Raw genomic sequence first — 22,389 nt, 5'->3', positions numbered from 1 at the left:
TCTTGTCTCATCCGGGCGCACCGGGTATTGTCCTCTATACGAACTTGCAGTTCGAATATAGAACTCATGCCGGGCACATCCCTTTGAAAAAAATCCCCACCCCGTGTCCCGCATCACAATTCCGTAGTACCCTACTAACTAACTGACCGTTCTGTCGGTAATTCTGAAGGCGTCCGGGTGGCACTGCTGCCCAATAAACAATGGAGTTTCAATGACCACACCTTCCAAGGTGGATACCCCCGCCGGTCCCAGCAGCCGGCGGGAGGAACGCAAGGTCCTCGCCGGCACCCTCGTCGGCACCACCATCGAGTGGTACGACTTCTTCATCTTTGCCCAGCTGACCGCAACGCTGCTGTCGCCGCTGTTCCTGGCACCGCTGAACGAGTCCAACCCGGGACTGGCGCAGATCCTCTCGTTTGCCCTCATCGGCATCAGCTTCCTGTTCCGCCCGCTCGGCGCTGTTGTCGCCGGACACCTGGGCGACCGCCTGGGGCGTAAGGCGATGCTGGTCTTCACCCTGGTCATGATGGGCGCCGCGACGGCTCTGATCGGCATGCTCCCCACGTATGCGCAGATCGGTGCCTGGGCTCCCATCCTGCTGATCCTGCTGCGCGTCATCCAGGGCTTCTCGGCCGGCGGGGAATGGGGCGGCGCCGCCCTGATGGCTGTTGAGCATGCACCCATCAGCCGCCGCGGCCTGTTCGGAGCCTACCCGCAGATCGGCGTACCCGTAGGCATGATCCTGGCCACCGGCCTGCTCTACTTCCTCAACACCGGCATGTCCAAGGAAGACTTCGCGGCATGGGGCTGGCGCGTGCCGTTCCTGCTCTCCATCGTCCTGATCGTGGTGGGCTACCTGATCCGCCGCGCAGTCGCCGAGAGCCCCGTCTTCCAGGAGATGGCCCTGCGGAAGAAGGAAAGCAAAGCGCCGCTGGGCGAGCTGATCCGGAACCACAAACTGCCCGTCCTGTACTCCACCCTGATCTTCATCGGCAACAACGCCGCCGGGTACCTGCTGATCGCGTTCTTCATCTCCTACGCGACCAAGACCCTGAAGATGCCCACCCCGCAGATCCTCCTGGCCACCACGCTGGCGTCCTTTGGCTGGCTGATCTTCACCCTGGTGGGCGGCTGGCTGTCGGACCGGATCGGCCGCGTGAAGACCTTCCTCACCGGCTACGCCATCGTCTTTGCCTGGATGATCCCCATGTTCGCCCTCATCGACACCAAGAACATCCTGCTCTACGGCGTCGCCCTGTTCGTCCTGACCATCGGCCTGGGCCTGTCCTACGGTCCCATGTCGGCCATGTATGCAGAGATGTTCCCCGCCAACGTCAGGTACTCCGGCATCTCCATCGGCTACGCCTTCGGCGCCATCCTGGGCGGCGCCTTCGCGGCCACCATTGCCGAGTCACTGCTGCAGGCCACCAAGTGGACCGGTTCGATCGGCATCTACATCATGGTCCTCTGCGTCATTTCGGCCGTCGGCGTGGTGCTGGCCAAGGAAACCAAGGGCCGCCCGCTGGGCGTCAGCAACCACCACTGATCCCCATCGCCCCCGGACGACGTGGGCAGGACTGCAGGCCCGGACCGCAAGGTCCGGGCCTGCTGTGCTTCCGGGCGGCCTAGTGCGCCAGCAGCCTGACCGCGTCGTCGTCGCTCAACTGCCCAAAGTGCCGGTAATAGCTTCCAACAGCCCGGAATCTTCCCGGCAGGTGCAGGCACACCACGGCTTCGCACACACGCTCAAGCGAGGCTTCGGCGTCGATCGATCCCACGGGAGCTGCCGCCACCACGGCAGCCGCGCCGCCCTCCCGCATGGCTTCGACGGCGGCACGCATCGTGGCGCCCGTGGCCAGGCCGTCATCCACCAGGAGGACGGTCCTGTCCGCCACGTCGATGCCGGTTCCCGGATACAGCTCCACCCGACGGAGCAGTTCGTCCCGTTCGCGCCTCTCAACGTCATCCAGCCATTCCTGCTGCACGCCGTGGTCAAGGACGCGTTCCAGCAACGGCTTGTTGATCAACCGGACCGTGCGCCCTTGCGCCCAGGCCAGCGCCCCAAAGGCGGTTTCCTCGTGACCCGGAATGCCCAGCTTCCGCACCAGGACGGTGCCCAGGGGCAGGCCGAGGGCAGCCGCTGCAGCCGCGGCGACAGGAATACCGCCGCGCGCCAGGCCCAGGACCACGGTGTCCGGCTGTTCCTGGAACTGTCCAAGCGCAGCGGCCAGGCGGTGGCCGGCGTCAGTGCGGTCTTCGAAACGCGTACCCATCTGTCCCTCCCGGCAACTGCGGCCTGCCTGCCCCCAGCGTACTGCTGGATGCCCTGGCGGTTTCAGCCCGGGGCCAGGCTTTCCAGCAAGACCCGGGCCCTGCCTAGACGGACAGGAACGAGATCGCGGCCTGCTTGAAGGCCCTGCTGGTGATGGCGTTGGTGTGGTTCCGGCCCGGGAGGACCAGCTGTTCGACCATGGAACCGGCGCCGCGGGCCAGCTCGGCGAGCCTGGGCAGGATCGCAGCGCGTTCGTCCTTGTCGCCCGCCACCAGCAGCATGGGAACATGGGGGACTGCCTCGGCGGGGTCGTAGGGCTCGGCCTTGATGGCCTCCACCAGGGACAGCAGCGCGAAGATGTTGTTGTTCGGCAGCAGCAATGCCATCTTCAGGAGCTGGGCGGTTGATTCGTCCTGGATCGGTGTCCCGTCCGCAAGGTAGTCCTGGGCGGCGATGAGATCGAATGCAGCAAGGGGGTCGGAGTCGTTGGGGCCGCCGAGCACCAGCCGGTGCACCAGCTCGGGCTGGGTTGCGGCGAACTCCCAGGCGAGCCTGGATCCCAGGGAGTAGCCTACGACGTCCAGCCCGCTGGAAGGGTCGCCGTCCTGCAGGGGGTGGACGCCGGCGTCGAACGCCGCCTGGAGCAGGTCCGCCCTGATCCTGCTGGGGGAGTAGGAGTCACGGTCCTCCGGCGCGCCGCTGCGGCCGTGGCCGGGAAGGTCCACGGTGATGACCCGGCGGCCGGCCTCGAGCAGCGCCGACACCCAGCCGGTGTCCTCCCAATTGAGCTTGGAGGAGGAGGAGAAGCCGTGCAGCAGCAGGACCGGCCGCAGGCCGGCATCGTTTGCGGGCTCATGGACCGCCACATACAGCTGGGGGTCGGTGCCTTCAACGGTGTGCGCGTGCTGCTGTCCGGTGTGCCTGCCGCTCATGGTGTCAGTTCCCCAATCAGGTACGGCGCCTGGGCGGGCCCGGCGCGTCGGTGCGTCTTCCTTGGAAAGGTACGCACCACTCTACCTGTTGGCAGGCTGGTCCCTGCCGGTGAGGCGGGCCCCGGCAGCACACGCCAGCGCGATGCCGGCAACCAGGGCGAAGGTGCTGAAAAGCTGCACCCGGCTGCTCTCCGCGCTGAGGCCGACGGCAAAAATCACCCCAAGGAGGACCAGGCCCAGGATGGTCAGGCCGGGAAAGCCCTTCATCCGCAGCGGAAGCGGGATTCCGTCCCGGTCTGCCCGGCGGCGCAGGATCAACTGGGAGACCAGGGCGCTGCCCCAGACCACCAGGCACGTCGATCCCACCAGCTGGAACAGGGCGGGCAGGATCCGGTCCGGGAACAGCAGCTCCAGGACGGTGGCGATGAAGCCGAAGGCCACCGATACCGCCACTGCGGCCAGGGGCACGGCGGCGCCGTTGAGGCGGGTCAGGACGCGCGGCGCTTCACCGCGCTGCGCCAGGGAGTACACCATGCGGGACGCGCCATAGAGGTTGGCGTTCAGTGCCGAGAGAAGTGCGACGACGGCCACCAAGGTGATTGCGGTGGACGCACCGGGGATCCGGGCCGCATCCAGCACCCCGGCGAAGGGCGAGGCCAGGCTGCTGGATGTGGCGGGGAGGACGGCGGCGATGACGAAGACGGAGCCGATGTAGAACACCAGGATGCGCCACACCACGGTCCGGATGGCCTTGCCCACGCTGCGTTCCGGGTCCTCGGTTTCGGCCGCGGCCACCGAGACGATTTCCGTCCCGCCGAATGCGAAGATCACCACGAACAGGGCCGCCGCAACGCCGCCCAGACCCTGGGGAGCAAAGTTGCCGGTAAGGTTTCCGGCTCCCGGGGAGTCGACGCCGGGCAGCAGCCCCAGGAGCAAAGCGGCCCCCACTGCAAGGAACAGCACGATGACGGCCACCTTGAGGATGGCGAACCAGAACTCGAACTCACCGAAGTTCCGGACACCGGCCAGGTTGATGCCGGTAAACACCACCATGAACAGCAGCGCCAGCGCCCAGGCCGGGATCATGGGCCAGACGGAGAACAGCAGCCCGGCGGCGCCCAGTGCCTCGGCTGCGATCACCACCACCAGCTGCAGCCACCACAGCCATCCGATGGTGGCCCCGGCCGTACGGCCCATGGCCCGCCCGGCGTAAACGGAAAAGGCGCCGCTGTTCGGGTTGGCGGCCGCCATTTCGCCCAAGGCCCACATCACCAGGATGATCAGCGTGCCGGCCACCAGGTAGGAGATGAGGACTGCCGGTCCGGCGGCCTGGACCCCGGCACCCGATCCCAGGAACAAGCCTGCGCCGATGGCACTGCCCAGCCCCATCATGGTGAGCTGGCGCGGCTTCATGCTGTGGCTTGCCGGCGTCTTGGGCGGGGCTGCGGCGGACATGGTCCGGCCAGACTTCATCGTCATTGGGATGGTGCACCTTCTGGAGCTGGTTCGACAGTCCGGTCCGGATGGTCCGGGGGTCCTTGTGGGACCTTTTGAATTTACCGGCTTCGAGGAGCCGCCCAAAAACGGCAGGAAGAACCGCCAGGGGAGAAGGGCGGGCGCGCCCTTGACCCTGGACCGTTCCGGCGTCCCCAGGCGGCAGCAGAAACATTTCCCATTCCTGCGCTGCTGGTCGTAGAATTAGTTTTGGTCAACTTGACCATAACTCTGAAGAACCGCCGCATCCGGCGATGGGCACGACGAGAGGCGGTGGAACGTGTACTACAGCTCGGCAAACGTGTCTGAGCGGCAGGCCGCGCCGCCGTCGCTGGCCATTTCCACGGTGATCTTCGCCCTGCGGCCCAGTGAAACGTCGGGCCGTCCCACGCTGTGGCTGCCCCTGGTGCGGCGCATCCGTGAGCCCTTCAAGGGGCTGTGGGCACTGCCGGGCGGCCCCCTCAGCCATGAGGAGTCGCTCCAGGACGCCGCGGCCAGGAACCTGCGGGAAACCACAGGCCTGGCGCCCCGCTACCTTGAGCAGCTGTACGCCTTCGGCGGCCTGCACCGCTCACCCACGCAGCGCGTGGTCTCCATCGTGTACTGGGCCCTGGTCCAGCCCACGGAGGCTGCGCTCGCCGACGAATCCGAGAACGTGCGGTGGTTCCGCGCGGACCGCCTGGGCGGGCTGGCCTTCGACCACAACGCGATCGTTGACTACGCCCTCGGGCGACTGCGCAACAAGCTGGCCTACGGCTCAGTGGCGTACCACCTGCTGGGCGAGTACTTCACCCTGGCCCAGGTCCGCGAAGTCTACGAAGCTGTCCTGGACCGCGAACTGGATCCCGCCAACTTCCGCCGGCAACTCAAATCCACCCCGGAAATCGAAGAAACCGGGGAATACCTCCAAGGCGGGAAACACCGTCCGCCACGCCTCTACCGCTACACCGGCCGGCCAGGCCTTGACCCAGACAACAGGAGCACACCATGAGCAGCGTCAACACGGCAATCCAGCTGATCACGCGCGAACAGGCCGAAAAAGGCGCAGCCGAACGCAGCACCTGCAGCCCGGCACTGGCGAGCGGACCCTGGGACTACGACCTGGCCGAGGCGCTGGCGGGTGTCCCCGCCTACGGCCCGGGTGCATCCAGCGCCGACCCCGCCCCCGCCACCACCCCGCGCCAGGGCCAGCTCCCCGAGGAATACAAGCGGGCCAGCGACGCCGAACTCGGCGAACGGATCAAAGCCGCCAAAGCCGAACTGGGCGAACGCGCCGTCATCCTGGGCCACTTCTACCAGCGCGACGAGGTGATCCAGTACGCCGACTTCGTGGGTGACTCCTTCCAGCTCGCCAACGCGGCACTCACCAGGCCGGAGGCCGAGGCGATCGTCTTCTGCGGGGTCCATTTCATGGCCGAAACCGCGGACATTCTCTCCACCCCGGAGCAGGCGGTCATCCTGCCCAACCTCGCCGCCGGCTGCTCCATGGCCGACATGGCGGACGCGGACTCCGTGGAGGAATGCTGGGAGCAGCTGGCGGAGATCTTCGGCACCGAGCCCGACGCCGACGGCCGGGTTCCGGTCATCCCCGTCACCTACATGAATTCCTCCGCAGCCCTGAAGGCTTTCTGCGGCGAGCACGGCGGCATCGTCTGCACCTCCTCCAACGCCAGGACCGTCCTGGAGTGGGCGTTCCAGCGCGGACAGCGGGTGCTGTTCTTCCCCGACCAGCACCTCGGCCGCAACACCGCCAAGGCCCTGGGCGTACCGCTTGGGCAGATGCCCATGTGGAACCCGCGCAAGGACCTCGGCGGCAACGACGAACAGGCGCTGCTCGACTCCCGGGTGATCCTCTGGCACGGGTTCTGCTCCGTGCACAAGCGCTTCAACGTAGCCCAGATCGAGAAGGCCCGCGCCGATTTCCCCGGCGTGCAGGTGATCGTGCACCCCGAATGCCCCATGGAAGTGGTGGACGCCGCCGATTCCGCCGGCTCCACCGACTTCATCAAGAAAGCCATCGCCGCAGCCACCGAGCCCACCACGTTCGCCATCGGCACCGAAATCAACATGGTGAACCGGCTCGCCGCCGAATACCCGCAGCACACCATCTTCTGCCTGGACCCGGTGATCTGCCCCTGCTCCACGATGTACCGCATCCACCCCGGTTACCTTGCCTGGGTGCTGGAGGAACTGGTGGCCGGCCGCATCGTCAACCGCATCACGGTGGCTGACGATGTACAGGCCAACGCCAGGACGGCGCTCGAGCGCATGCTCGCTGCGAGGCCCTGATGCGCCGCGGGCCCGACGCACCCGCCCGCCGGCTCGCCGTCGTCGGAAGCGGCATCGCGGGACTTTACGCCGCCCTGCTTGCCGCAGATGCCGGCGCCGACGTGGTGCTGGTGACCAAAGGCGCACTGGAGCACAGCAACACCTGGTACGCGCAGGGCGGCATCTCCGCCGTGCTCGCCGAACCTGCGCCGGGGGACACCGTTGCCGCGCACATCGCGGACACGCTCCGGGCAGGGGCGGGGCACTGCAACGAGGACGCCGTCCGGCTGATGTGCACGCAGGCACGGCAGGACATCGCCGGCCTCCAGCGCTACGGGGTGGCGTTTGACGCGGGGCCAGCGGAAGCGGGCCACGGTGACGCAAGGCACGACGGCGGCCCGGCCCTTGGGCTCGAGGCAGCACACAGTGCCCCGCGCATCCTGCACGCAGGAGGGGACGCCACGGGCGCGCGCGTCGCCGGTGCACTGATCCAGGCGGTCCTGTCCCTGCGGGACGCGGGTAAGCTGACGCTCCTCACGGAAGCCCACGTCACAGCCCTCACCACCCGCGACGGGAATGTGAGCGGGGTCGAATACCACCAGGACGGCCGCAACCTCAGCCTGGACGCGGACGCCGTCCTGCTCGCCACCGGGGGAGCCGGCCAGTTGTTCGCCCAAACCACCAACCCCGCCGTGGCCACCGCCGACGGCCTGGCGCTCGCCGTCCGCGCCGGCGCAGCCACGGCAGACCTCGAATTCTTCCAGTTCCACCCCACCTGCCTGGTCAGCTCCGCCACCGCCCACCCCGGACGCCTGGACGGACCCCTGCTGATCTCCGAAGCCGTCCGCGGCGAAGGCGCCGTCCTGCTCGACTCCAACGGCCGGCGCTTCATGAAGGCCTACCACCCAGACGCCGAACTGGCACCCCGCGATGTCGTCTCACGCAGCATCGCCCTCCACCTCGCCAAACTCGGTGACCCCAACGGCCACGCCTACCTCGACGCCCGCGCCATCGAACAGGCCAGGGGCAACGGGTTCCTCCAACAGCGGTTCCCCACCCTCACCCGCAAGACCCTCGACGCCGGTATCGACTGGACCCGCGAACTGGTCCCCGTCGCACCCGCCGCCCACTACTGGATGGGCGGCGTAACCACCGACCTCCACGCCCGCACCACCGTCCCCGGGCTCTACGCAGCCGGTGAAGTTGCGTGCACCGGCGTCCAAGGGGCAAACCGGCTGGCCAGCAACTCCCTCCTCGAAGGACTCGTCTTTGGCCGCCGCGCTGTCGAAGACTTCCTCTGCGGTGACGCGCTTCCTTGGGTGTCGCCTGACGGCGCTCCTCCGCTCGCTGTCTCGGCCGCTGCCGGCCTCCCCTTGACGCTCGCTTCCGGAGCACCCTCAGTCGACGTTTGTCGGGTCCCCTTGGGTGCTGCCGCAGAAGGCGCGGCGGACCGGCCAGATGGTCCGCTCGGGAGCCTGCCGTCCAACTTCGGCGGGGGCGGGGAGGCCGGGGAGGCGTTTTCGCGGGGCGCCCTTCGCCGCCTCATGACCTCGCATGCCGGGGTTTTGCGGTCCGGGGAATTGTTGGCTGAGGCTGCTTCCACTCTTGACCGGTGGGCCGCCGTCGTCCGTCCCCATGCTGACTCGCCCTCTGCCGGCCCTGCCGTGCTTGAGGACCGGAACCTGCTGCTGGCCGCCCAGCTGCTCGTCAACGGCGCCCTTGGCCGCCGCGAATCCCTCGGGGCGCACTACCGCAGTGATGATCCCGCAGACCCTGAAACCACTTACCCTCCGCGCCCGAAAGCGAGCCTGCTCCATGACTGAACCCGCCGTGATCGACCAGGCAGCCACCCTGCGCCCCGCACTGGACCTCACCCTTCCCGTGGCACCGGTCAGGGAGATCCTGGAACGGGCCTTCGCCGAGGATGCACCCTCCGGCGACATCACCTCGCAACTGCTCATTCCCGCCTCGGCCCGCGCCACGGCCGTCCTCAATGCCCGGGTGGCCGGGGTCCTCAGCGGCGCAACAGTGTTCCGCGACGCGATGCAGCTGGTGGATCCCGCCACCCAGGTGGAGCTGCTCGTGGCGGACGGGGAAGCGTTCGACGCCGGCACGCACCTTGCGAGGGTCACCGGCAGCGCCCGTTCGGTGCTGATGGCAGAACGCGTGGCGCTCAACCTGGTCCAGCGGATGTCCGCCATCGCCACCAAGACCGCCGCGTTCGTCCGGCTCGCCGAGGGGACCCGGGCCCGCATCACCGACACGCGCAAGACCACGCCGGGCCTGCGCGTGCTGGAACGGTTCGCCGTACGGTGCGGCGGCGGCGCAAACCACCGGTACAGCCTGTCCGACGCGGTGCTGGCCAAGGACAACCACCTGGCCGTGATGACCGGGGGAGACCCGGCAAAGCTCACCGGGCTCCTGCTGGCCGCCAAGGCCCAGCTGGGGCACACCACCCACTTTGAAGTGGAAGTGGACAGCATGGAGCAGATCGAGCCCGTGCTGGCCGCCGGCGTGGACACCATCATGCTGGACAACTTCACGGTTGAGGAGCTGAAGGCCGGCGTGGCCCTCGTGGCCGGTCGCGCCCGCGTGGAAGCAAGCGGCAACGTCAACCCCGGCACCGTCGCGGCGATTGCCGCCACAGGGGTGGACGTCATCTCGGTGGGGGCACTGACGCACACCGTGGCCGCACTGGACCTGGGCCTCGACGTCGAACTGACCGCCTGGTGAGCACGCCATGATCTTCCTCGACGCCGCCGCCACCACCCCCGTCCGCCGCGAAGTACTGGACGCCATGTGGCCTTACCTCACCGGCTCCTTCGGGAACCCCTCCAGCCACCACACCCTTGGTGAGGCGGCAGCTGCGGCGCTCGCGGGGGCGCGGGCAGCGGTGGCCGGCGTCCTTGGCTGCCGGCAGGGCGAGGTCGTGTTCACTTCCGGGGGAACGGAAGCGGACAACCTGGCCGTCAAGGGCATTGCCCTGGCCCGGCAGGCGGCAAACCCGCATTGGAACCGGGTGGTGATCAGCGCCGTCGAACATCCGGCCGTGGAGGAATCCGCGCGCTACCTGGAGCGTTTCCACGGCTTCGTGGTGGACGTGGTGCCGGTCGACGCAACCGGCCAGGTCACCCCTGATGCGCTGGCCGGGGTGCTGTGCCCGGAGACCGCGCTGGTCAGCATCATGTACGCCAACAATGAGGTGGGCACCGTCCAGCCCATCGCCGCGCTCGCAGAACTCGCCCACCACCACGGAATCCCCTTCCATACGGATGCCGTCCAGGCCGCCGGATGGCTGCCGCTGGACACCAAGGCCCTGGGCGTGGACGCCATGAGCATCTCCGGGCACAAGCTGGGGGCGCCCAAAGGCTGCGGCCTGCTCTTCGTCCGGAGCCGTACGCGGCTGGAACCGGTCATTCACGGCGGCGGCCAGGAAAGGGGCCGCCGCTCGGGGACGGAAAACGTGGCCGGGGCGGTGGGGCTGGCCACGGCCCTCACGCTGGCCCACGGCCGGCAGGCCGGCCAGCAGCCAAGGGTGGCCGCCTTGCGGGACCGTTTCATCGCCGCCGTGCTGGCCGCGGTGCCGGACGCTGTCCTGACCGGCCACCCCTCCGAACGGCTGCCCTCCGTAGCATCATTCTGCTTCCCCGGAACCAGCGGCGAGTCTGTGCTGCTGGAGCTGGAACGGAGCGGCGTGGTCTGCTCCAGCGGTTCAGCCTGCGCTGCCGGCTCGGATGCGCCGTCGCCCGTGCTTACCGCGCTGGGAATTTCCGCCGAAGTGGCGCAGACAGCGGTCCGGTTCAGTTTCGACGCATCGGTAACCCGGGAGGAACTGGACGTGGCTGCGGACGCGGTGCGGGCCGCCGTCGCCAGTGTCAAGAACCTGGGCGCGGGCAAAGGCCGCTGACCGTCGCTGCCTGGTCAGCGGTGCCGCGCGCGGCGGAAAATCCAGTGCCGCAGCATGCTGAAGCGCACCGCCGTGGCCAGGAAGCCGGACAACGTGGTGGCCAGCAGTTCGTCCGCCACGGTGGCCTCCGGATTGAACCAGTGCAGCACACCCAGGCTGCTGCCGGTGATCACCAGGGCCACGGCGATCACCACCAGGCCGTTGAGGTGGTCACGGGTGCGGCGCTGCTGGCCTGCGATCTTGAACGTCAGCCGGCGGTTCAAGGCAGTGTTCAAGAGCGACGTGAGGACCAGCGCCACCGCGTTGGCCAGCTGGGCGCCAAGCCATGGCCGCAGCAGCGCGTAGAGGCACAGTGATGCAGCGGTGCAGATGACGCCGACACCGGAGAAGCGGAGCAACTGCCGGATGACCGGATAGCGCAGGACTCCCCGGTAATGCCTGGTGGCAGGCAGGCGCCGGGTGCTGGTCTCCGGTACTGCTGGTGCGGACAGTCCCTGCCTCATCCGGTGGCACCGGCAGGACGGTCAGCGCCGCGGGCAGGGGGCAAGCAGGAGATGCGCACAGGGCGCCCAGGACGAACCGCCATCCGTCAGTACAGCTCGCCCACGGGAATTTCCACTGCCAGCCGGTTGGAGGGCCCGGGCAGCGGGCAGGCCCAGGCCTCGTTGTAGGCGCAGGAGGGGTTGTAGGCGAAATTGAAATCCAGGACGAACATGGCGCCCGGGCCGGTGCCGGCTACGCCGTGGAAGGCGCCCTTGATGGTGTCGATCAGGTAGCGACCCGCCCCGTAGGTGCCGCCGGGCTGGCCTGCCGTGGCATCGCGGAACGGAACGAAGATCCCGCCGCCGTACCCGTGGAGCTTCCACACCGCGAGCTGGCCCATTTCGGGCAAATCGAAGGTGCCCAGCCGGACAAAGTGCACCACGCCGTCGGTCCCGGTGTCGACGCTCATCTCGCGGCCGGCACCCTCTTTGGTCAAGGGCACGTGGAACCGGTAGATGGGATCGTAGTCGGCGGTCTTCAGCCCGGAGAAGCGCGCCTTGCCCGCGGCGGTCAGCGCAGAAGCCGGGTGGGTGGCGAACATCATGTCACGCTGGTGGCGCCAGTACGAGTGTGCCTCGGACGGGCTTTCAACCGAGAGCCGGCGGACGGTGTCGTAGAGCGCAAAGGTCCTCAGCCGCCAGTCGGCGATATCCAGGGCGGAGATGTCCGCCGGGTTGTCTTCGGCTGCGCCGTGCTGCTCTTCCGCCATAACCCCCAGCCTAGTCCCCGGGCAGCGTGGCAGCCGTCCGACGGCGACACGCCGGGTATGTGCCCGGGGGAACGGATGGCCGGCGCCCGGCAGAGGGGGCCACGGAACACCGTTCGCAAGCGCAGGAAACACCGCCGTGCCGGCCCGGAGAGGAGCCATGCCGCTATTAGGCTGGCTTCCATGACAGGCAAGGAAGTATTGAGCGCTCTTCCCCGGATGTCACTGGTGGCCGCCGTGGTCCTGCTGACGGGTTGCTCCGGATCACCGGCCGGCCCGGGATGGACGGCACAGCCGGCAACCTCCGGGGCCGCAATCTCCGGATCTGCAGCGGCCGGGCCAACATCCGGAACGGCGTCGGCGTCACCGGACGCCGGCGGCACCGTCCCGGCCCCTGCCTCCGCAACGGCCGGCGAGCCGCAGGGGGCGGCCACCGCCGCCTCCTGGAAGACATACTCGGATCCTGCCAGGACGGTGAGCTTCGACCTGCCGGCGGACTGGATCGCGCAGTCGGTGGCGCCCGAGGAAGGCGTGCTTCCCGGTGGGCTGAAGATTGAGGTGAAGAAGCCCGACGGAACCTTCGTCGCCGCGCTCAGGACCGGACTGCCGCCGTCGAACGTCGACTGTCCCGACAACGCACGGCACCCGTACACCGTGATCAGCAGCGTGCCTTTTGAGCTCTCCGTCCCGGGCGGGGAGGGAACCATCCCGCCGCGGATGGTCTACCGGGTGATCCAGGGGTACCGCTACTTCGGTTCCTACGGCATCACCAACCTGGTGGGCGGAACAGACGGGCAGGCGTGCGGGCTGCGCAACGTGGTTCGTGGTCCGGCCGGCAAGGGGGACTACTCGTTCGGCGACCTGGTGACCCTCAAAGCCTTTGCGCCGGATGAGAAAGTGGCACCGGCGAAGGCCTTCGACACCCTTGGCCAGGCCGCCCAGTACGTCAACGAAAGCGCTGACTTCGCCAACGTGCAGCGGATGCTAATGTCGCTGAAGGTCAAAAACTAGTCCCGCTGCCGGCACTCACAAGTGCGGGGTGTGCGACTTACCTTCCCCCAACACCCCCGGAGAGACATGGAACGCTCTGTTTCCGCACGCCTGGCCTTCAGGACCATCGCCAACACCAAGGTGGCCATGGCCATCGCCGTAGCACGGAACAGCGGCTACTCATCCTTCACGGAGTCCCTCTCCGTCACTGCCGGCGGGGCCGAGGTTCCTCTCACGGAAGTTTCCGACCACCACGGCGGCCGGTTCCACTACATGGAGTTTGCCCAACCCACCGACGTCAGCGTGGACTATTCCGCCACGGTGACGGGCCGCGCCGTTCCGGAAGACGCCACCCTGGCCGAGCGGATCCGCTACGTCCGCCCCAGCCGGTATGCCGAGTCGGACCGGCTGCTGCCCACGGCCTATGCCGAGTTCGAAGGGGTCCAGGGAGCGGACCTGGTGCGCGCCGTCCGCGACTGGGTCAACGGTGAACTGCGGTACATCAGCGGCTCCTCCCGCGGCACGGACGGTGCCGTGGAGACCCTCCTCAGCAGGCGCGGCGTGTGCCGGGACTTTGCGCACCTGGCCATCGCGCTGCTCCGCTCCAAGGACATCCCGGCCCGGCTGGCGGCCGTCTACGCACCGGGCCTGAGCCCGATGGATTTCCACGCCGTGGCGGAAGCCTACGTGGAGGGGGCCTGGCACGTCATCGACCCCACGGGGCTCGCGCCGCGGGAGTCGATGCTGCGCATTACCGCCGGCCGCGACTCATCAGACACGGCGTTCCTTTCCACGGTGGGTGGAAGCCTGGTGTTGAACCAGCTGCGCGTCACGGCCGTGGTTGACGGGGACCTGCCCGGCGAGGATCCCTCCCGGCTGGTGGCGCTCGGCTGACTGTCCACCCTGGCTGTCCACCCGGCACGGGCCGTCCTGTTCGGCCGGCCCGTGCGGCCGCCGGGAAGCCGCCTGCTACCGCGGAAGGGGACCCAGCGAACTTCGCAGCTTGTCCGTGAGCCGCTTCAGTTCCTTCTGCTCCGCGGCCGTCAGGGCGGGACCCACCAGCGCGGAAATGTCCCGGACGTGCTCGCGGCCGATTTCCTTCTGCAGCTCCCGCCCCTCGTCGGTCAGCTTCAGCAGGATGCCGCGGCCGTCCTCGGGGGCCGGCATTCTGGCCACAAGCCCCCGCTTTTCGAGCCGCTCCACCAGCCTGCTCAGGCTGGACTGGCTCAACAGCACGTTGTCGTTGAGCTCGTTGAGCCGCAGCCAGCCGGACGGGCACCGGGAGAGCGTGAACAGGACGTCGTATTCGTTGACCGCCAGCTTCCGGAAAGCCCGCCCGGACTGCAGCTTGCGCATCACCGCTACCTGGGCGCGGAACAGGGACTCCCAGGTTTCGGCTGCCAGCCGCACCGGCGATTCCGTTCCTCCCGCAGCCATCACGCCTCCGCGGTGGCTTTGTCGGCGTCCTGCGATGCCAGCAGGGCGGCGACACGGCCGGCGTGGGTGGGAGGCTCGGGAACGTGCGCTGGCTTGAGGGCCGCGTACTCCTTGCGGAGCACGGGCAGGACTTCCTCGCCGAACAGGTCCAGCTGCTCCAGGACGGTCTTCAGCGGCAGGCCGGCATGGTCGATCAGGAACAGCTGGCGCTGGTAGTCGCCGAAGTGCTCGCGGAAGGTCAGGGTCTTCTCGATGACTTCCTGCGGGCTGCCCACGGTCAGCGGGGTCTGGGAGGTGAAGTCCTCCAGGGACGGTCCGTGGCCGTACACGGGGGCGTTGTCGAAGTATGGGCGGAATTCGTTTACCGCCTCCTGGGAGTTCTTCCGCATGAAGAACTGGCCGCCGAGCCCGACGATCGCCTGGTCCGCCTTGCCGTGTCCGTAGTGCTCGTACCGCTCGCGGTAGAGGCCGATCAGCTGCTGGTAGTGCTCCTTGGGCCAGAAGATGTTGTTGGCGAAGAAGCCGTCGCCGAAGTACGCGGCCACCTCCGCGATCTGCGGGGTACGGATGGAGCCGTGCCACACGAAGGGGGCCACGCCGTCGAGCGGCCGGGGCGTGGAGGTGAAGTTCTGCAGCGGGGTGCGGAACTTGCCGGACCAGTTGACGGTGTCCTCGTCCCACAGCTTGCGCAGGAGGCTGTAGTTCTCAATGGCCAGCTCCACGCCGTCCTGGATGTTCTTGCCGAACCACGGGTACACCGGGGCGGTGTTGCCGCGGCCCAGGACCAGGTCCACGCGCCCGTCGGACAGGTGCTGGAGCATGGCGAAGTCCTCGGCGATCTTCACCGGGTCATTGGTGGTGATCAGCGTGGTGGCCGTGGAGAGGATGATCCGTTCGGTCTGGGCTGCAATGTACGCGAGGGTGGTGGTGGGTGAGGAGGAGAAGAAGGGCCGGTTGTGGTGCTCGCCCAGGGCGTAGACATCCATGCCGATTTCCTCGACCTTTTTGGCGATGGCCACCGAGGCCTTGATGCGTTCGTGCTCGGTGGGGGTGCGGCCCGTGGTGGGGTCCGTGGTGATGTCGCTGACGCTGAAAACACCGATCTGCATGGCGTGCCTTTCCGTTCCTGGACTTGCTGGGCTTGGCTCCAGTGTAAACCAATTTAGATGCATTTGCATCTATCGCCGGATACAACGCAGCCACGCCGGAAATATTCCGCCGTTTAGTCTGCGCCGGGAGCGGCGCGCCGGCCGCTGACCTTGGGGACCTGGCCGGTGGTCCAGTCCATGAATTCGGCGTCGAGGTCGGCACCCGGTCCCATTTCGGGGCGGGCCTGCAGGTCGCGCAGGAGTGCCTTTTTCTCGCGCCGTCCCTCCACCAGCCGGTACAGCACCGGGACCAGGATCAGGGTCAGTGCGGTGGAGGACACCAGCCCGCCGATCACCACCACGGCCAGCGGCTGCGAGATGAACCCGCCGCCGCCCGTGATGCCCAGGGCCATCGGCGTCAGGGCGAAGACCGTGGCAAGGGCCGTCATCAGGATGGGGCGGAGGCGCTGGCGTGCGCCGTTGGTGATGGCGTCCGCCACGTTCATGCCGGACCTGCCGTCGCGCGGCTGCCGGTACTGGTTGATCAGGTCGATCAGCACGATGGCGTTGGTAACCACGATGCCCACCAGCATCAGCATGCCGATGAGCGACGGCAGGCCCAGGGGCACTCCGGTGAGCAGCAGCAGGGCCACCGCGCCGGTCGCAGCGAACGGAACCGAGACCAGCAGGATCAGCGGCTGGACGAGCGACTTGAAGGTGGCCACCATGATCACGTAGACAATGGCGATGGCTGCCAGCAGGGCCAGGCCCAGCTGCCGGAACGATTCTGCCTGCTGGGTGGTGGCGCCGCCGATCGCCGCGGTGACGCCGGCGGGCAGCTGGACGTCCGCCAGGCGCTTCTGGACTTCCGTGTTCACCGCGCCCAGGTTGGAGCCCGACGGCGTGATGGACACCTTGGCGGTCCGCTCGCCATTGCTGGCGGTGATGGAGACGGGGACGTCCACCTGCTCCACGGACGCGATGCTTCCCAGCGTTACAGGCCGGCCGCCTGCGGGCAGCGGGATGTTCCGGACGGCGTCGATGCTGGTGAACTTGGTGCCCTGGCCGATGCGGACGGGAAAATCGTTGGTATCGATCCGGACCGTGCCCGCAGGGATGGGGCTGATGGTCGATGCCAGGACCCCGGCCACCTGTTGCTCGTTCAGGCCGGCGGCGACGGCTTTGGCCCTGTCCACCTTGACCTGCACCACAGGGTTGCTGGCGGCCAGGTTGCTGGCAACTTCGCTGGTGCCGGGCACGCCCGTCATGGCCGCGACCATGGTGTCGCTGGCGGCCTGCAGGTCGGCGCTGCTGGCAGCCTTCAGCGTGATGTCCACGGTGGATGACGTGCCGAAGCCGCCCTGCTGGGTGCCCACCGATACCTTGCCCGAGTCGGGCACCTTCGCAAGCTCTGAGCGAACTGTCTCCTGGAGGCGCTCCTGGTTGGCCTTTTCGTCTGTCACCACTGTGAAGGTGGAGTTGGAGGATCCGGTGGAGGTGAGCGCGGCGAAGCCGGCCTGGGCGTTGCCGGAGGTCACCTGGACGTCCTTGATGCCGTCAATGCCCCGCAGCACCTCTTCGAGGCGGATGGCGGCGGCGCTGCTGTCGGCCAGGCTGGTCCCGGCCGGCAGCACCTGCCGTACGGTCAGGCTGTTCTGTCCCGAGTTTCCCAGGAGGTTCGTGGCAAGCAGTGGTGTCATGGCACCGGTGGCACCGAGCACCAGGACCGCGGCAACCAGGGTGATGACGGGGTGCTTCTGCGTGGACCGGAGGATGGGCAGGTAGCCGCGCTGCAGGCGGCTTCGCTGTTCGGCTTCGTGGGCCTTCGCTTTCGCCTCCTCGGCGATCCGCCGGGCCTCGGGGGAGCCGGCGGGCGCCCTGCCCGCCGCGCCCTTGGGGTTTTTTAGGAACCAGTAGGCGAGCACGGGGACGATGGTCAGCGACACCAGCAGCGACGCCAGCAGTGCCATGGTCACGGTCAAAGCGAATGGCCGGAAGAGTTCGCCGGCCAGTTCGCCGACGAAGGCGATGGGCAGGAACACCGCCACCGTGGTCAGGGTGGAGGCGGTGATGGCGCCGGCCACCTCCCTGATGGCGGTGAGGATCGCCGTCGACTTTTCCTCACCGTAGCTGAGGTGCCGCTTGATGTTTTCGATGACAACGATGGAGTCGTCCACCACGCGCCCGATCGCGATGGTGAGCGCGCCGAGCGTCAGGATGTTCAGCGAGTAGCCGGTGGCCGACAGGCCGATGAACGTGATCAGCAGGGACAGCGGAATGGACACCGCTGTGACCAGCGTGGAGCGGGCGGACATCAGGAAGAGCAGGATGATGGCGACGGCGAAGCCCAGTCCCAGCAGGCCTTCCGTGGTGAGGTCCTTGATGGACTTTTCGATGAAGGGTGCCTGGTCGAAGACCGGCGTGAACCTGGCGTTGGAGCCCAGTTCCGCCTCCAGGCCCTTCAGCGAGTCCCGCACCGCATGGGAGATGCCCACCGTGTCGCCCTCGGGTTTCTTGGTCACGGAGATGGCAAGGGTTTCGGCGCCGTTGGTGCGGGTGATGGAGGTGCGTTCGTCATCCTTGAGGGAAACATCGGCAACGGAGCCGATTGTTGCCCCATTCCTGGCACCTGCCAGCGGGAGTGCCTTGATGGCGTCCAGGGAGTCCACCGGGCTGCCAATCTGAAGCGACAGCGTCTTGCCCTGCTCCTGGAGCGTCCCGGCGGGGACCAGCGCGCCGTTATTGGACAGCGCGTCCCGGATGGAGGTGACACCTGTACCCGCCGCTGCCATGGCGTCGGCCCTGGGAAGGATCTCGATGTGCTGGGATGCGCCGCCGGTGACATCGGCGCTGCGGACGCCGTCGATCTTCTGCAGCCGGGGAACGCTCAGGCGCTGCAGGTCGGCATTCAGCTCGCTGAGCGTCTTGTCCGAGGAGACGGCGAGGAAGACGATGGGGAAGTCGCTGATGCTTCCGGCAATGGCCTGCGGCTGGACATCGCTGGGCAGGGACCGCTTGGCATTGGAGATGGCCCGGTCGATCTGGTTCCTGGCCCGGTCCAGGTTCGACCCGTACGTGAACACCATGGTGATCTGGGAGACGCCGGTGCGTGACGTGGAGGAGGTGGATTCCAGCCCCTCCACGCCGTTCAGCGCCTTCTCAAGCGGGCCGCTGACCTGCTTGTCCACCACTTCCGGCGACGCGCCCGGCATGGAGCTGAGCACCGTGATCTGCGGGAACTCAATGGAAGGGATGAGTTCCTGCTTCAGCGATGACATGGTGATCACGCCGAAGACCGAGGCGAACACGGTGATCAGTGCGATCAGGGCCCGGTTTGCCAGGGAAAGGTGCGCCAGCCGGAACATGGGTGGTCTCCTGGGGGTCTAAGTGACTGGTACATGCCCTGGGGGTGCCAGCCGCTGGCCCCGCAGGGTCAGTGGCTGGCGGAAACGCTCTCCAGCTGGAGGGACGCGGCCGTTGCCCGTTCCAGCTCCGCGGCAAGGTTCGGATTCTCATCCAGCTTCACCCCGTAGCCGGGCATCATGTCCTTGAGCTTGCCCTGCCAGCCCTTGAAGTTCTTGGGGAACGTCTTCTGCAGCAGTTCGATCATGATGGGGACAGCGGTTGAGGCTCCGGGCGACGCGCCCAGGAGCGCACCGATGGAGCCGTCGCGGCCGGCAATCACCTCGGTACCGAACTGAAGGATGCCGCCCTTTTGCGGGTCTTTCTTGATGATCTGTACACGCTGGCCGGCGGTGATGAGTTCCCAGTCCCCGCCCTTTGCCTCGGGGTAGTACTCGCGCAGTGCCTCAACCTTCTGGTCGTGCCGCTTGACCACTTCCTTGACGAGGTACGCGGTGAGGTCCATGTTGTCCTTGGCCACGGCCAGCATCGGGATGATGTTCCCGGGCCGGATGGACAGCGGCAGGTCCAGGTAGGAGCCGTTCTTCAGGAAGTTGGTGGAGAAGCCGGCGTACGGACCGAACAGGAGCGAACGCTTCCCGTTGACGTAGCGGGTGTCCAGGTGCGGAACAGACATGGGGGGAGCGCCCACGGAGGCCTGGCCGTAGACCTTGGCACTGTGCTGGGCCGCGATGGCCTCGTCCGTGCAGCGGAAGAACTGGCCGGAGACGGGGAAGCCGCCATAGCCCTTGCTTTCGGGGATGCCGGAGGCCTGCAGCAGGTGCAGGGCCCCGCCGCCGGCTCCGACGAAGACGAACTTGGCGTGGATCTTGCCGTGTTCCCCGGACTTGGGGTACTTCAGCGTCAGGTCCCAGCCGCCGTCGGAGGCGCGGGAGATCCCGGTGACGTCGTGGTTGTAGTTGATTTCGACGCCGTTGTGCCCAAGGTAGGTCACCAGCTCGCGCGTGAGTGCCCCGAAGTCGACGTCGGTGCCCTCGGCCGCGCGGGTGGCGGCGATGCGCTGCTGGGGGTCGCGTCCCTTGACGATCAGTGGCGCCCACTTGGCGATCTGCGCGTGGTCCTCGGAGTACTCCATGCTGCGGAACAGGGGGTGCGGCTTCAGCGCCTCGTAGCGGGTCTTCAGGAACCGGGTGTGGTCCTCGCCGATCACGAAGCTCATGTGCGGGACAGTGTTGATGAAGCCCTTGGGCGAACCGATCAGGTTGTTGTCCACCAAGTGGGACCAGAACTGGCGGGAGAGCTGGAACTGTTCGTTGATGAGCAGTGCCTTGCCGGGGTTGACCGAGCCGTCTTTGGCTGCGGGGGAGTAGTTGAGTTCGCAGAGGGCGGCGTGGCCCGTGCCCGCGTTGTTCCAGGGGTCCGAGCTTTCGAGGCCCGGCTGGTCCAGCCGTTCGAACAGGGAGATGGTCCAGTCCGGCTCCAGCTGCTTGAGGAATGCCCCCAGGGTGGCGCTCATGATGCCGCCGCCTATCAGGACAACGTCGGCGTGTGGGGTCTTGGAAATGAAGGTCACGATCAGTCTCCGATTGCAGCGGCTCTGGCTGTCACAGAATATCCCCGCGCGGCCCGCATACTGAAATTGGCCGGGCCCGTCAAGGCTTTAGCTGGACCTTCGTGAAAACTTCGTTTAAGACCGGCGATGCAGGGTAGCTCAGCACCCGGTCTGACAGGGCAAGCGCGGAGATGGGGAAGGCGATGGGGACTGCCGGCACGGTCGCGGCGATCTGGGCATTGATGGTGTGATAAAGCTCATCCCGTTCCTTGCCGTCAGGCAGTCCCCGTGCCCGGTTGATCTTCGAGAACACCTGGGGATCCTGGTAGCCGAACTCGCCGTTCTTCTCTCCGAAGAGAGGGCCGACGAAGTTGTCCGCGTCCGAGTACGAGCCGTTCCAGCCGAGGATGTGCAGCGCGTGGTCGCCGGCGGACTGGACCTTCTGGAGGTAGCCGTCCGACCAGTCCACGGGGACAGGACGGATATTGAAGCCGACGGCGGTGAGCTGGCGGCTGAGCTCGGCGTAAACCTTTTCCGGCGTGGGCAGGTAGGGCCGGGTGACGTTCATGGGGTAGTAGAACTTCAGTTCCTCGCCCGCGTAGCCGCCCTCCTTGAGGTAATCCTTGGCCTTCAACGGATCGTGCCCGAGTGCCGGGGCGTCATTGTTGAAGCCGCTGATCTTGGGCGGGACAAACTGCGTGGCTTTGGCCGTGTTGTCGATAAAGAACTTCCGGATCAGGGTTTCCTTGTCGATCGCAAGCTCCACCGCCTGCCGGATCTTCTGGTTCTGCAGTACCGGGATGTCCTGGTTCATGCCGACGTACATCACCGAGAACGGGTCGCGCTGCACAATCTGTTTGCCGCGCTTGACCAGTTGGTCGAAATTCCCCACGGTCACGGCGTCATAGCCGTCGATCTTTCCGTCCAGCAGGGCCTGGAGGCGAATCTGGGGATGGTTGTAGGCCTGGAAATTGATGGTGGCGATCTGGCCGCGGTCACCCCAGTAGGTCTTGTTGCTGGAGAGGGTGACACTGTCGCTGCCCCACGCCGCCAGGGTGAAGGGCCCGGTGCCGACGGGGTTCGTGGCGAACCTGGACATGGCCTGGCCGCCCCGGTTCTGGTCCAGGACGTCTGCCGTGCCGGCGGCAAGGGCCCCAGGGGACGCAATGGCGAAAGCCGGCAGGGTCAGGGCCTGGAGGAACGCCGTGAAGCGCTGCGTCAGGTCGATCTGGACGGTGTCGGCCGAGACCGCCGTGCAGCTCTTGAAGATGGACAATCCGGGCTCGTCCGAGTGCGCCTTGAACACGCTCTTGAACGAGCTGCCTGGCGCCTGCCTCCGCAACTCGGCGGGAAACGCGAACCAGCGGTTGAAGTTGGCGCAGACGGCATCGGCGTTGAATGGCGTGCCGTCCTGGAACGTAACCCCGGAGCGGAGCTTGAAGGTGTAGGTCCGGCCCTCGTTGGACTCGTTCCATTCCGTGGCCAGCAGCGGGGTCGGCTTGCCGGTGGTCTGGTCCACGCCCACAAGGCCTTCAAGGATCTGGCGGGTGATGCGCTGCGACTCCACGTCGCTGGACAGGGCGGGATCCAGTCCCAGGGGCTGGGCGGCCGTGCCGAAACTGAAGGTGGCACCAGGCTCCGCCCGCGCGGAACTGGGCGTTCCGGATGTGGGGGAAGGGGACGGCGTCCCGGTGCATGACGTCATGCCCAGCGCCATGAGGACGGCGCCGGCCTTGATGACCGTTCGCCGCGATGTACTGCTGGGCACTCGTTTATCACCTCTGGATGCTGCCGGCTCCGCCCCTTGCGGGCCGGGACCAGTCTAGAGGACAAGGCA

The 22,389-nt window shown here is 67.3% G+C and carries 18 protein-coding genes; 8 read left to right on the top strand and 10 right to left on the bottom strand.

Annotation, left to right across the window (positions count from 1 at the left end; genetic code table 11):
* Nucleotides 1–211 precede the first annotated feature (211 nt).
* Complete coding sequence (locus LDO14_RS12420; RefSeq protein WP_018768365.1) at nt 212–1,546, top strand: MFS transporter; 1,335 nt, start codon at nt 212–214, stop codon at nt 1,544–1,546.
* Nucleotides 1,547–1,625: 79 nt separating this feature from the next.
* On the opposite strand, the gene LDO14_RS12415 is transcribed toward LDO14_RS12420, so the two are convergent.
* The 3 genes from LDO14_RS12415 to LDO14_RS12405 form a co-directional block, all read right to left on the bottom strand.
* Nucleotides 1,626–2,273, bottom strand: a complete 648-nt coding sequence (locus LDO14_RS12415; protein WP_223991975.1) for a phosphoribosyltransferase family protein — start codon at nt 2,271–2,273, stop codon at nt 1,626–1,628.
* Between the two features lie 103 nt (nt 2,274–2,376).
* On the bottom strand, nt 2,377–3,204 hold the full coding sequence (locus tag LDO14_RS12410) for an alpha/beta fold hydrolase (RefSeq protein WP_018768363.1): 828 nt from the start codon (nt 3,202–3,204) through the stop codon (nt 2,377–2,379).
* An 81-nt stretch (nt 3,205–3,285) separates the two neighbouring features.
* Nucleotides 3,286–4,593: an amino acid permease gene (locus LDO14_RS12405; protein WP_223995213.1), complete on the bottom strand. Its 1,308-nt coding sequence runs from the start codon at nt 4,591–4,593 to the stop codon at nt 3,286–3,288.
* Nucleotides 4,594–4,978: 385 nt separating this feature from the next.
* On the opposite strand from LDO14_RS12405, the gene LDO14_RS12400 reads away from it, so the two are divergent.
* Genes LDO14_RS12400 through LDO14_RS12380 form a run of 5 tightly spaced genes read left to right on the top strand, consistent with a single transcriptional unit; the run spans nt 4,979 to nt 10,873 of the window.
* A complete protein-coding gene (locus tag LDO14_RS12400; RefSeq protein ID WP_018768360.1) occupies nt 4,979–5,689 on the top strand; it encodes an NUDIX domain-containing protein in 711 nt (236 codons plus the stop codon).
* The gene (gene nadA / locus LDO14_RS12395) at nt 5,686–6,987 is read left to right on the top strand and encodes a quinolinate synthase NadA (protein ID WP_056387944.1); all 1,302 of its coding nucleotides are present in this window, start codon (nt 5,686–5,688) and stop codon (nt 6,985–6,987) included. The genes LDO14_RS12400 and nadA overlap by 4 nt, the downstream gene beginning before the upstream one ends.
* Entirely contained in the window at nt 6,987–8,789 is a 1,803-nt protein-coding gene (locus LDO14_RS12390) for an FAD-dependent oxidoreductase (RefSeq protein WP_223991967.1), read from the top strand. Before nadA ends, LDO14_RS12390 begins: the two co-directional genes overlap by 1 nt.
* Nucleotides 8,782–9,699 carry a carboxylating nicotinate-nucleotide diphosphorylase gene (nadC, locus tag LDO14_RS12385; protein WP_223991966.1) on the top strand — a complete coding sequence of 306 codons (918 nt, stop codon included), beginning with the start codon at nt 8,782–8,784 and terminating at the stop codon, nt 9,697–9,699. The genes LDO14_RS12390 and nadC overlap by 8 nt, the downstream gene beginning before the upstream one ends.
* A gap of 7 nt (nt 9,700–9,706) precedes the next feature.
* Nucleotides 9,707–10,873: a cysteine desulfurase family protein gene (locus tag LDO14_RS12380; protein WP_018768356.1), complete on the top strand. Its 1,167-nt coding sequence runs from the start codon at nt 9,707–9,709 to the stop codon at nt 10,871–10,873.
* A gap of 14 nt (nt 10,874–10,887) precedes the next feature.
* Here LDO14_RS12380 and LDO14_RS12375 read toward each other — a convergent pair whose 3' ends face one another.
* Nucleotides 10,888–11,376, bottom strand: coding sequence for a GtrA family protein (locus LDO14_RS12375; RefSeq protein ID WP_018768355.1), 489 nt, complete (start codon nt 11,374–11,376; stop codon nt 10,888–10,890).
* 86 nt (nt 11,377–11,462) lie between these two features.
* Complete coding sequence (locus LDO14_RS12370; RefSeq protein ID WP_018768354.1) at nt 11,463–12,125, bottom strand: DUF1684 domain-containing protein; 663 nt, start codon at nt 12,123–12,125, stop codon at nt 11,463–11,465.
* Nucleotides 12,126–12,305: 180 nt separating this feature from the next.
* Between LDO14_RS12370 and LDO14_RS12365 the strand changes: the two genes are divergently transcribed.
* Both LDO14_RS12365 and LDO14_RS12360 read left to right on the top strand, forming a co-directional pair.
* Nucleotides 12,306–13,133, top strand: coding sequence for a hypothetical protein (locus LDO14_RS12365; RefSeq protein WP_043424747.1), 828 nt, complete (start codon nt 12,306–12,308; stop codon nt 13,131–13,133).
* A 66-nt stretch (nt 13,134–13,199) separates the two neighbouring features.
* The gene (locus LDO14_RS12360) at nt 13,200–14,006 is read left to right on the top strand and encodes a transglutaminase family protein (protein WP_134163864.1); all 807 of its coding nucleotides are present in this window, start codon (nt 13,200–13,202) and stop codon (nt 14,004–14,006) included.
* Between the two features lie 75 nt (nt 14,007–14,081).
* Here the strand turns inward: LDO14_RS12360 and LDO14_RS12355 are convergent, their stop codons facing one another.
* The 5 genes from LDO14_RS12355 to LDO14_RS12335 form a co-directional block, all read right to left on the bottom strand.
* The gene (locus tag LDO14_RS12355) at nt 14,082–14,549 is read right to left on the bottom strand and encodes a MarR family transcriptional regulator (protein WP_018768351.1); all 468 of its coding nucleotides are present in this window, start codon (nt 14,547–14,549) and stop codon (nt 14,082–14,084) included.
* Nucleotides 14,549–15,658 (bottom strand): LLM class flavin-dependent oxidoreductase, encoded by a 1,110-nt coding sequence (locus tag LDO14_RS12350; RefSeq protein ID WP_018768350.1) that lies wholly within the window; start codon nt 15,656–15,658, stop codon nt 14,549–14,551. Before LDO14_RS12350 ends, LDO14_RS12355 begins: the two co-directional genes overlap by 1 nt.
* A 113-nt stretch (nt 15,659–15,771) precedes the next feature.
* Nucleotides 15,772–19,002 carry an efflux RND transporter permease subunit gene (locus LDO14_RS12345; protein ID WP_223991965.1) on the bottom strand — a complete coding sequence of 1,077 codons (3,231 nt, stop codon included), beginning with the start codon at nt 19,000–19,002 and terminating at the stop codon, nt 15,772–15,774.
* Nucleotides 19,003–19,070: 68 nt separating this feature from the next.
* A complete protein-coding gene (locus LDO14_RS12340) occupies nt 19,071–20,573 on the bottom strand; it encodes a malate:quinone oxidoreductase (protein WP_056387928.1) in 1,503 nt (500 codons plus the stop codon).
* Between the two features lie 79 nt (nt 20,574–20,652).
* A complete protein-coding gene (locus LDO14_RS12335) occupies nt 20,653–22,320 on the bottom strand; it encodes an ABC transporter substrate-binding protein (RefSeq protein ID WP_223991964.1) in 1,668 nt (555 codons plus the stop codon).
* Nucleotides 22,321–22,389: the final 69 nt, after the last annotated feature.

This window comes from Arthrobacter sp. NicSoilB11, from assembly GCF_019977375.1.
Lineage (GTDB): Bacteria > Actinomycetota > Actinomycetes > Actinomycetales > Micrococcaceae > Arthrobacter.
Note: the sequence above shows the minus strand (reverse complement) of the source record. Positions and strands in the feature narration are given on the sequence as shown.

Coding starts and splice junctions, on each gene's coding strand:
- LDO14_RS12355 (WP_018768351.1), bottom strand. CDS start 14,549: ATGGCTGCGGGAGGAACGGAATCGCCGGTGCGGCTGGCAGCCGAAACC.
- LDO14_RS12410 (WP_018768363.1), bottom strand. CDS start 3,204: ATGAGCGGCAGGCACACCGGACAGCAGCACGCGCACACCGTTGAAGGC.
- LDO14_RS12420 (WP_018768365.1), top strand. CDS start 212: ATGACCACACCTTCCAAGGTGGATACCCCCGCCGGTCCCAGCAGCCGG.
- LDO14_RS12405 (WP_223995213.1), bottom strand. CDS start 4,593: ATGGGGCTGGGCAGTGCCATCGGCGCAGGCTTGTTCCTGGGATCGGGT.
- LDO14_RS12360 (WP_134163864.1), top strand. CDS start 13,200: ATGGAACGCTCTGTTTCCGCACGCCTGGCCTTCAGGACCATCGCCAAC.
- LDO14_RS12365 (WP_043424747.1), top strand. CDS start 12,306: ATGACAGGCAAGGAAGTATTGAGCGCTCTTCCCCGGATGTCACTGGTG.
- nadC (WP_223991966.1), top strand. CDS start 8,782: ATGACTGAACCCGCCGTGATCGACCAGGCAGCCACCCTGCGCCCCGCA.
- LDO14_RS12380 (WP_018768356.1), top strand. CDS start 9,707: ATGATCTTCCTCGACGCCGCCGCCACCACCCCCGTCCGCCGCGAAGTA.
- nadA (WP_056387944.1), top strand. CDS start 5,686: ATGAGCAGCGTCAACACGGCAATCCAGCTGATCACGCGCGAACAGGCC.
- LDO14_RS12390 (WP_223991967.1), top strand. CDS start 6,987: ATGCGCCGCGGGCCCGACGCACCCGCCCGCCGGCTCGCCGTCGTCGGA.
- LDO14_RS12370 (WP_018768354.1), bottom strand. CDS start 12,125: ATGGCGGAAGAGCAGCACGGCGCAGCCGAAGACAACCCGGCGGACATC.
- LDO14_RS12415 (WP_223991975.1), bottom strand. CDS start 2,273: ATGGGTACGCGTTTCGAAGACCGCACTGACGCCGGCCACCGCCTGGCC.
- LDO14_RS12350 (WP_018768350.1), bottom strand. CDS start 15,658: ATGCAGATCGGTGTTTTCAGCGTCAGCGACATCACCACGGACCCCACC.
- LDO14_RS12375 (WP_018768355.1), bottom strand. CDS start 11,376: ATGAGGCAGGGACTGTCCGCACCAGCAGTACCGGAGACCAGCACCCGG.
- LDO14_RS12345 (WP_223991965.1), bottom strand. CDS start 19,002: ATGTTCCGGCTGGCGCACCTTTCCCTGGCAAACCGGGCCCTGATCGCA.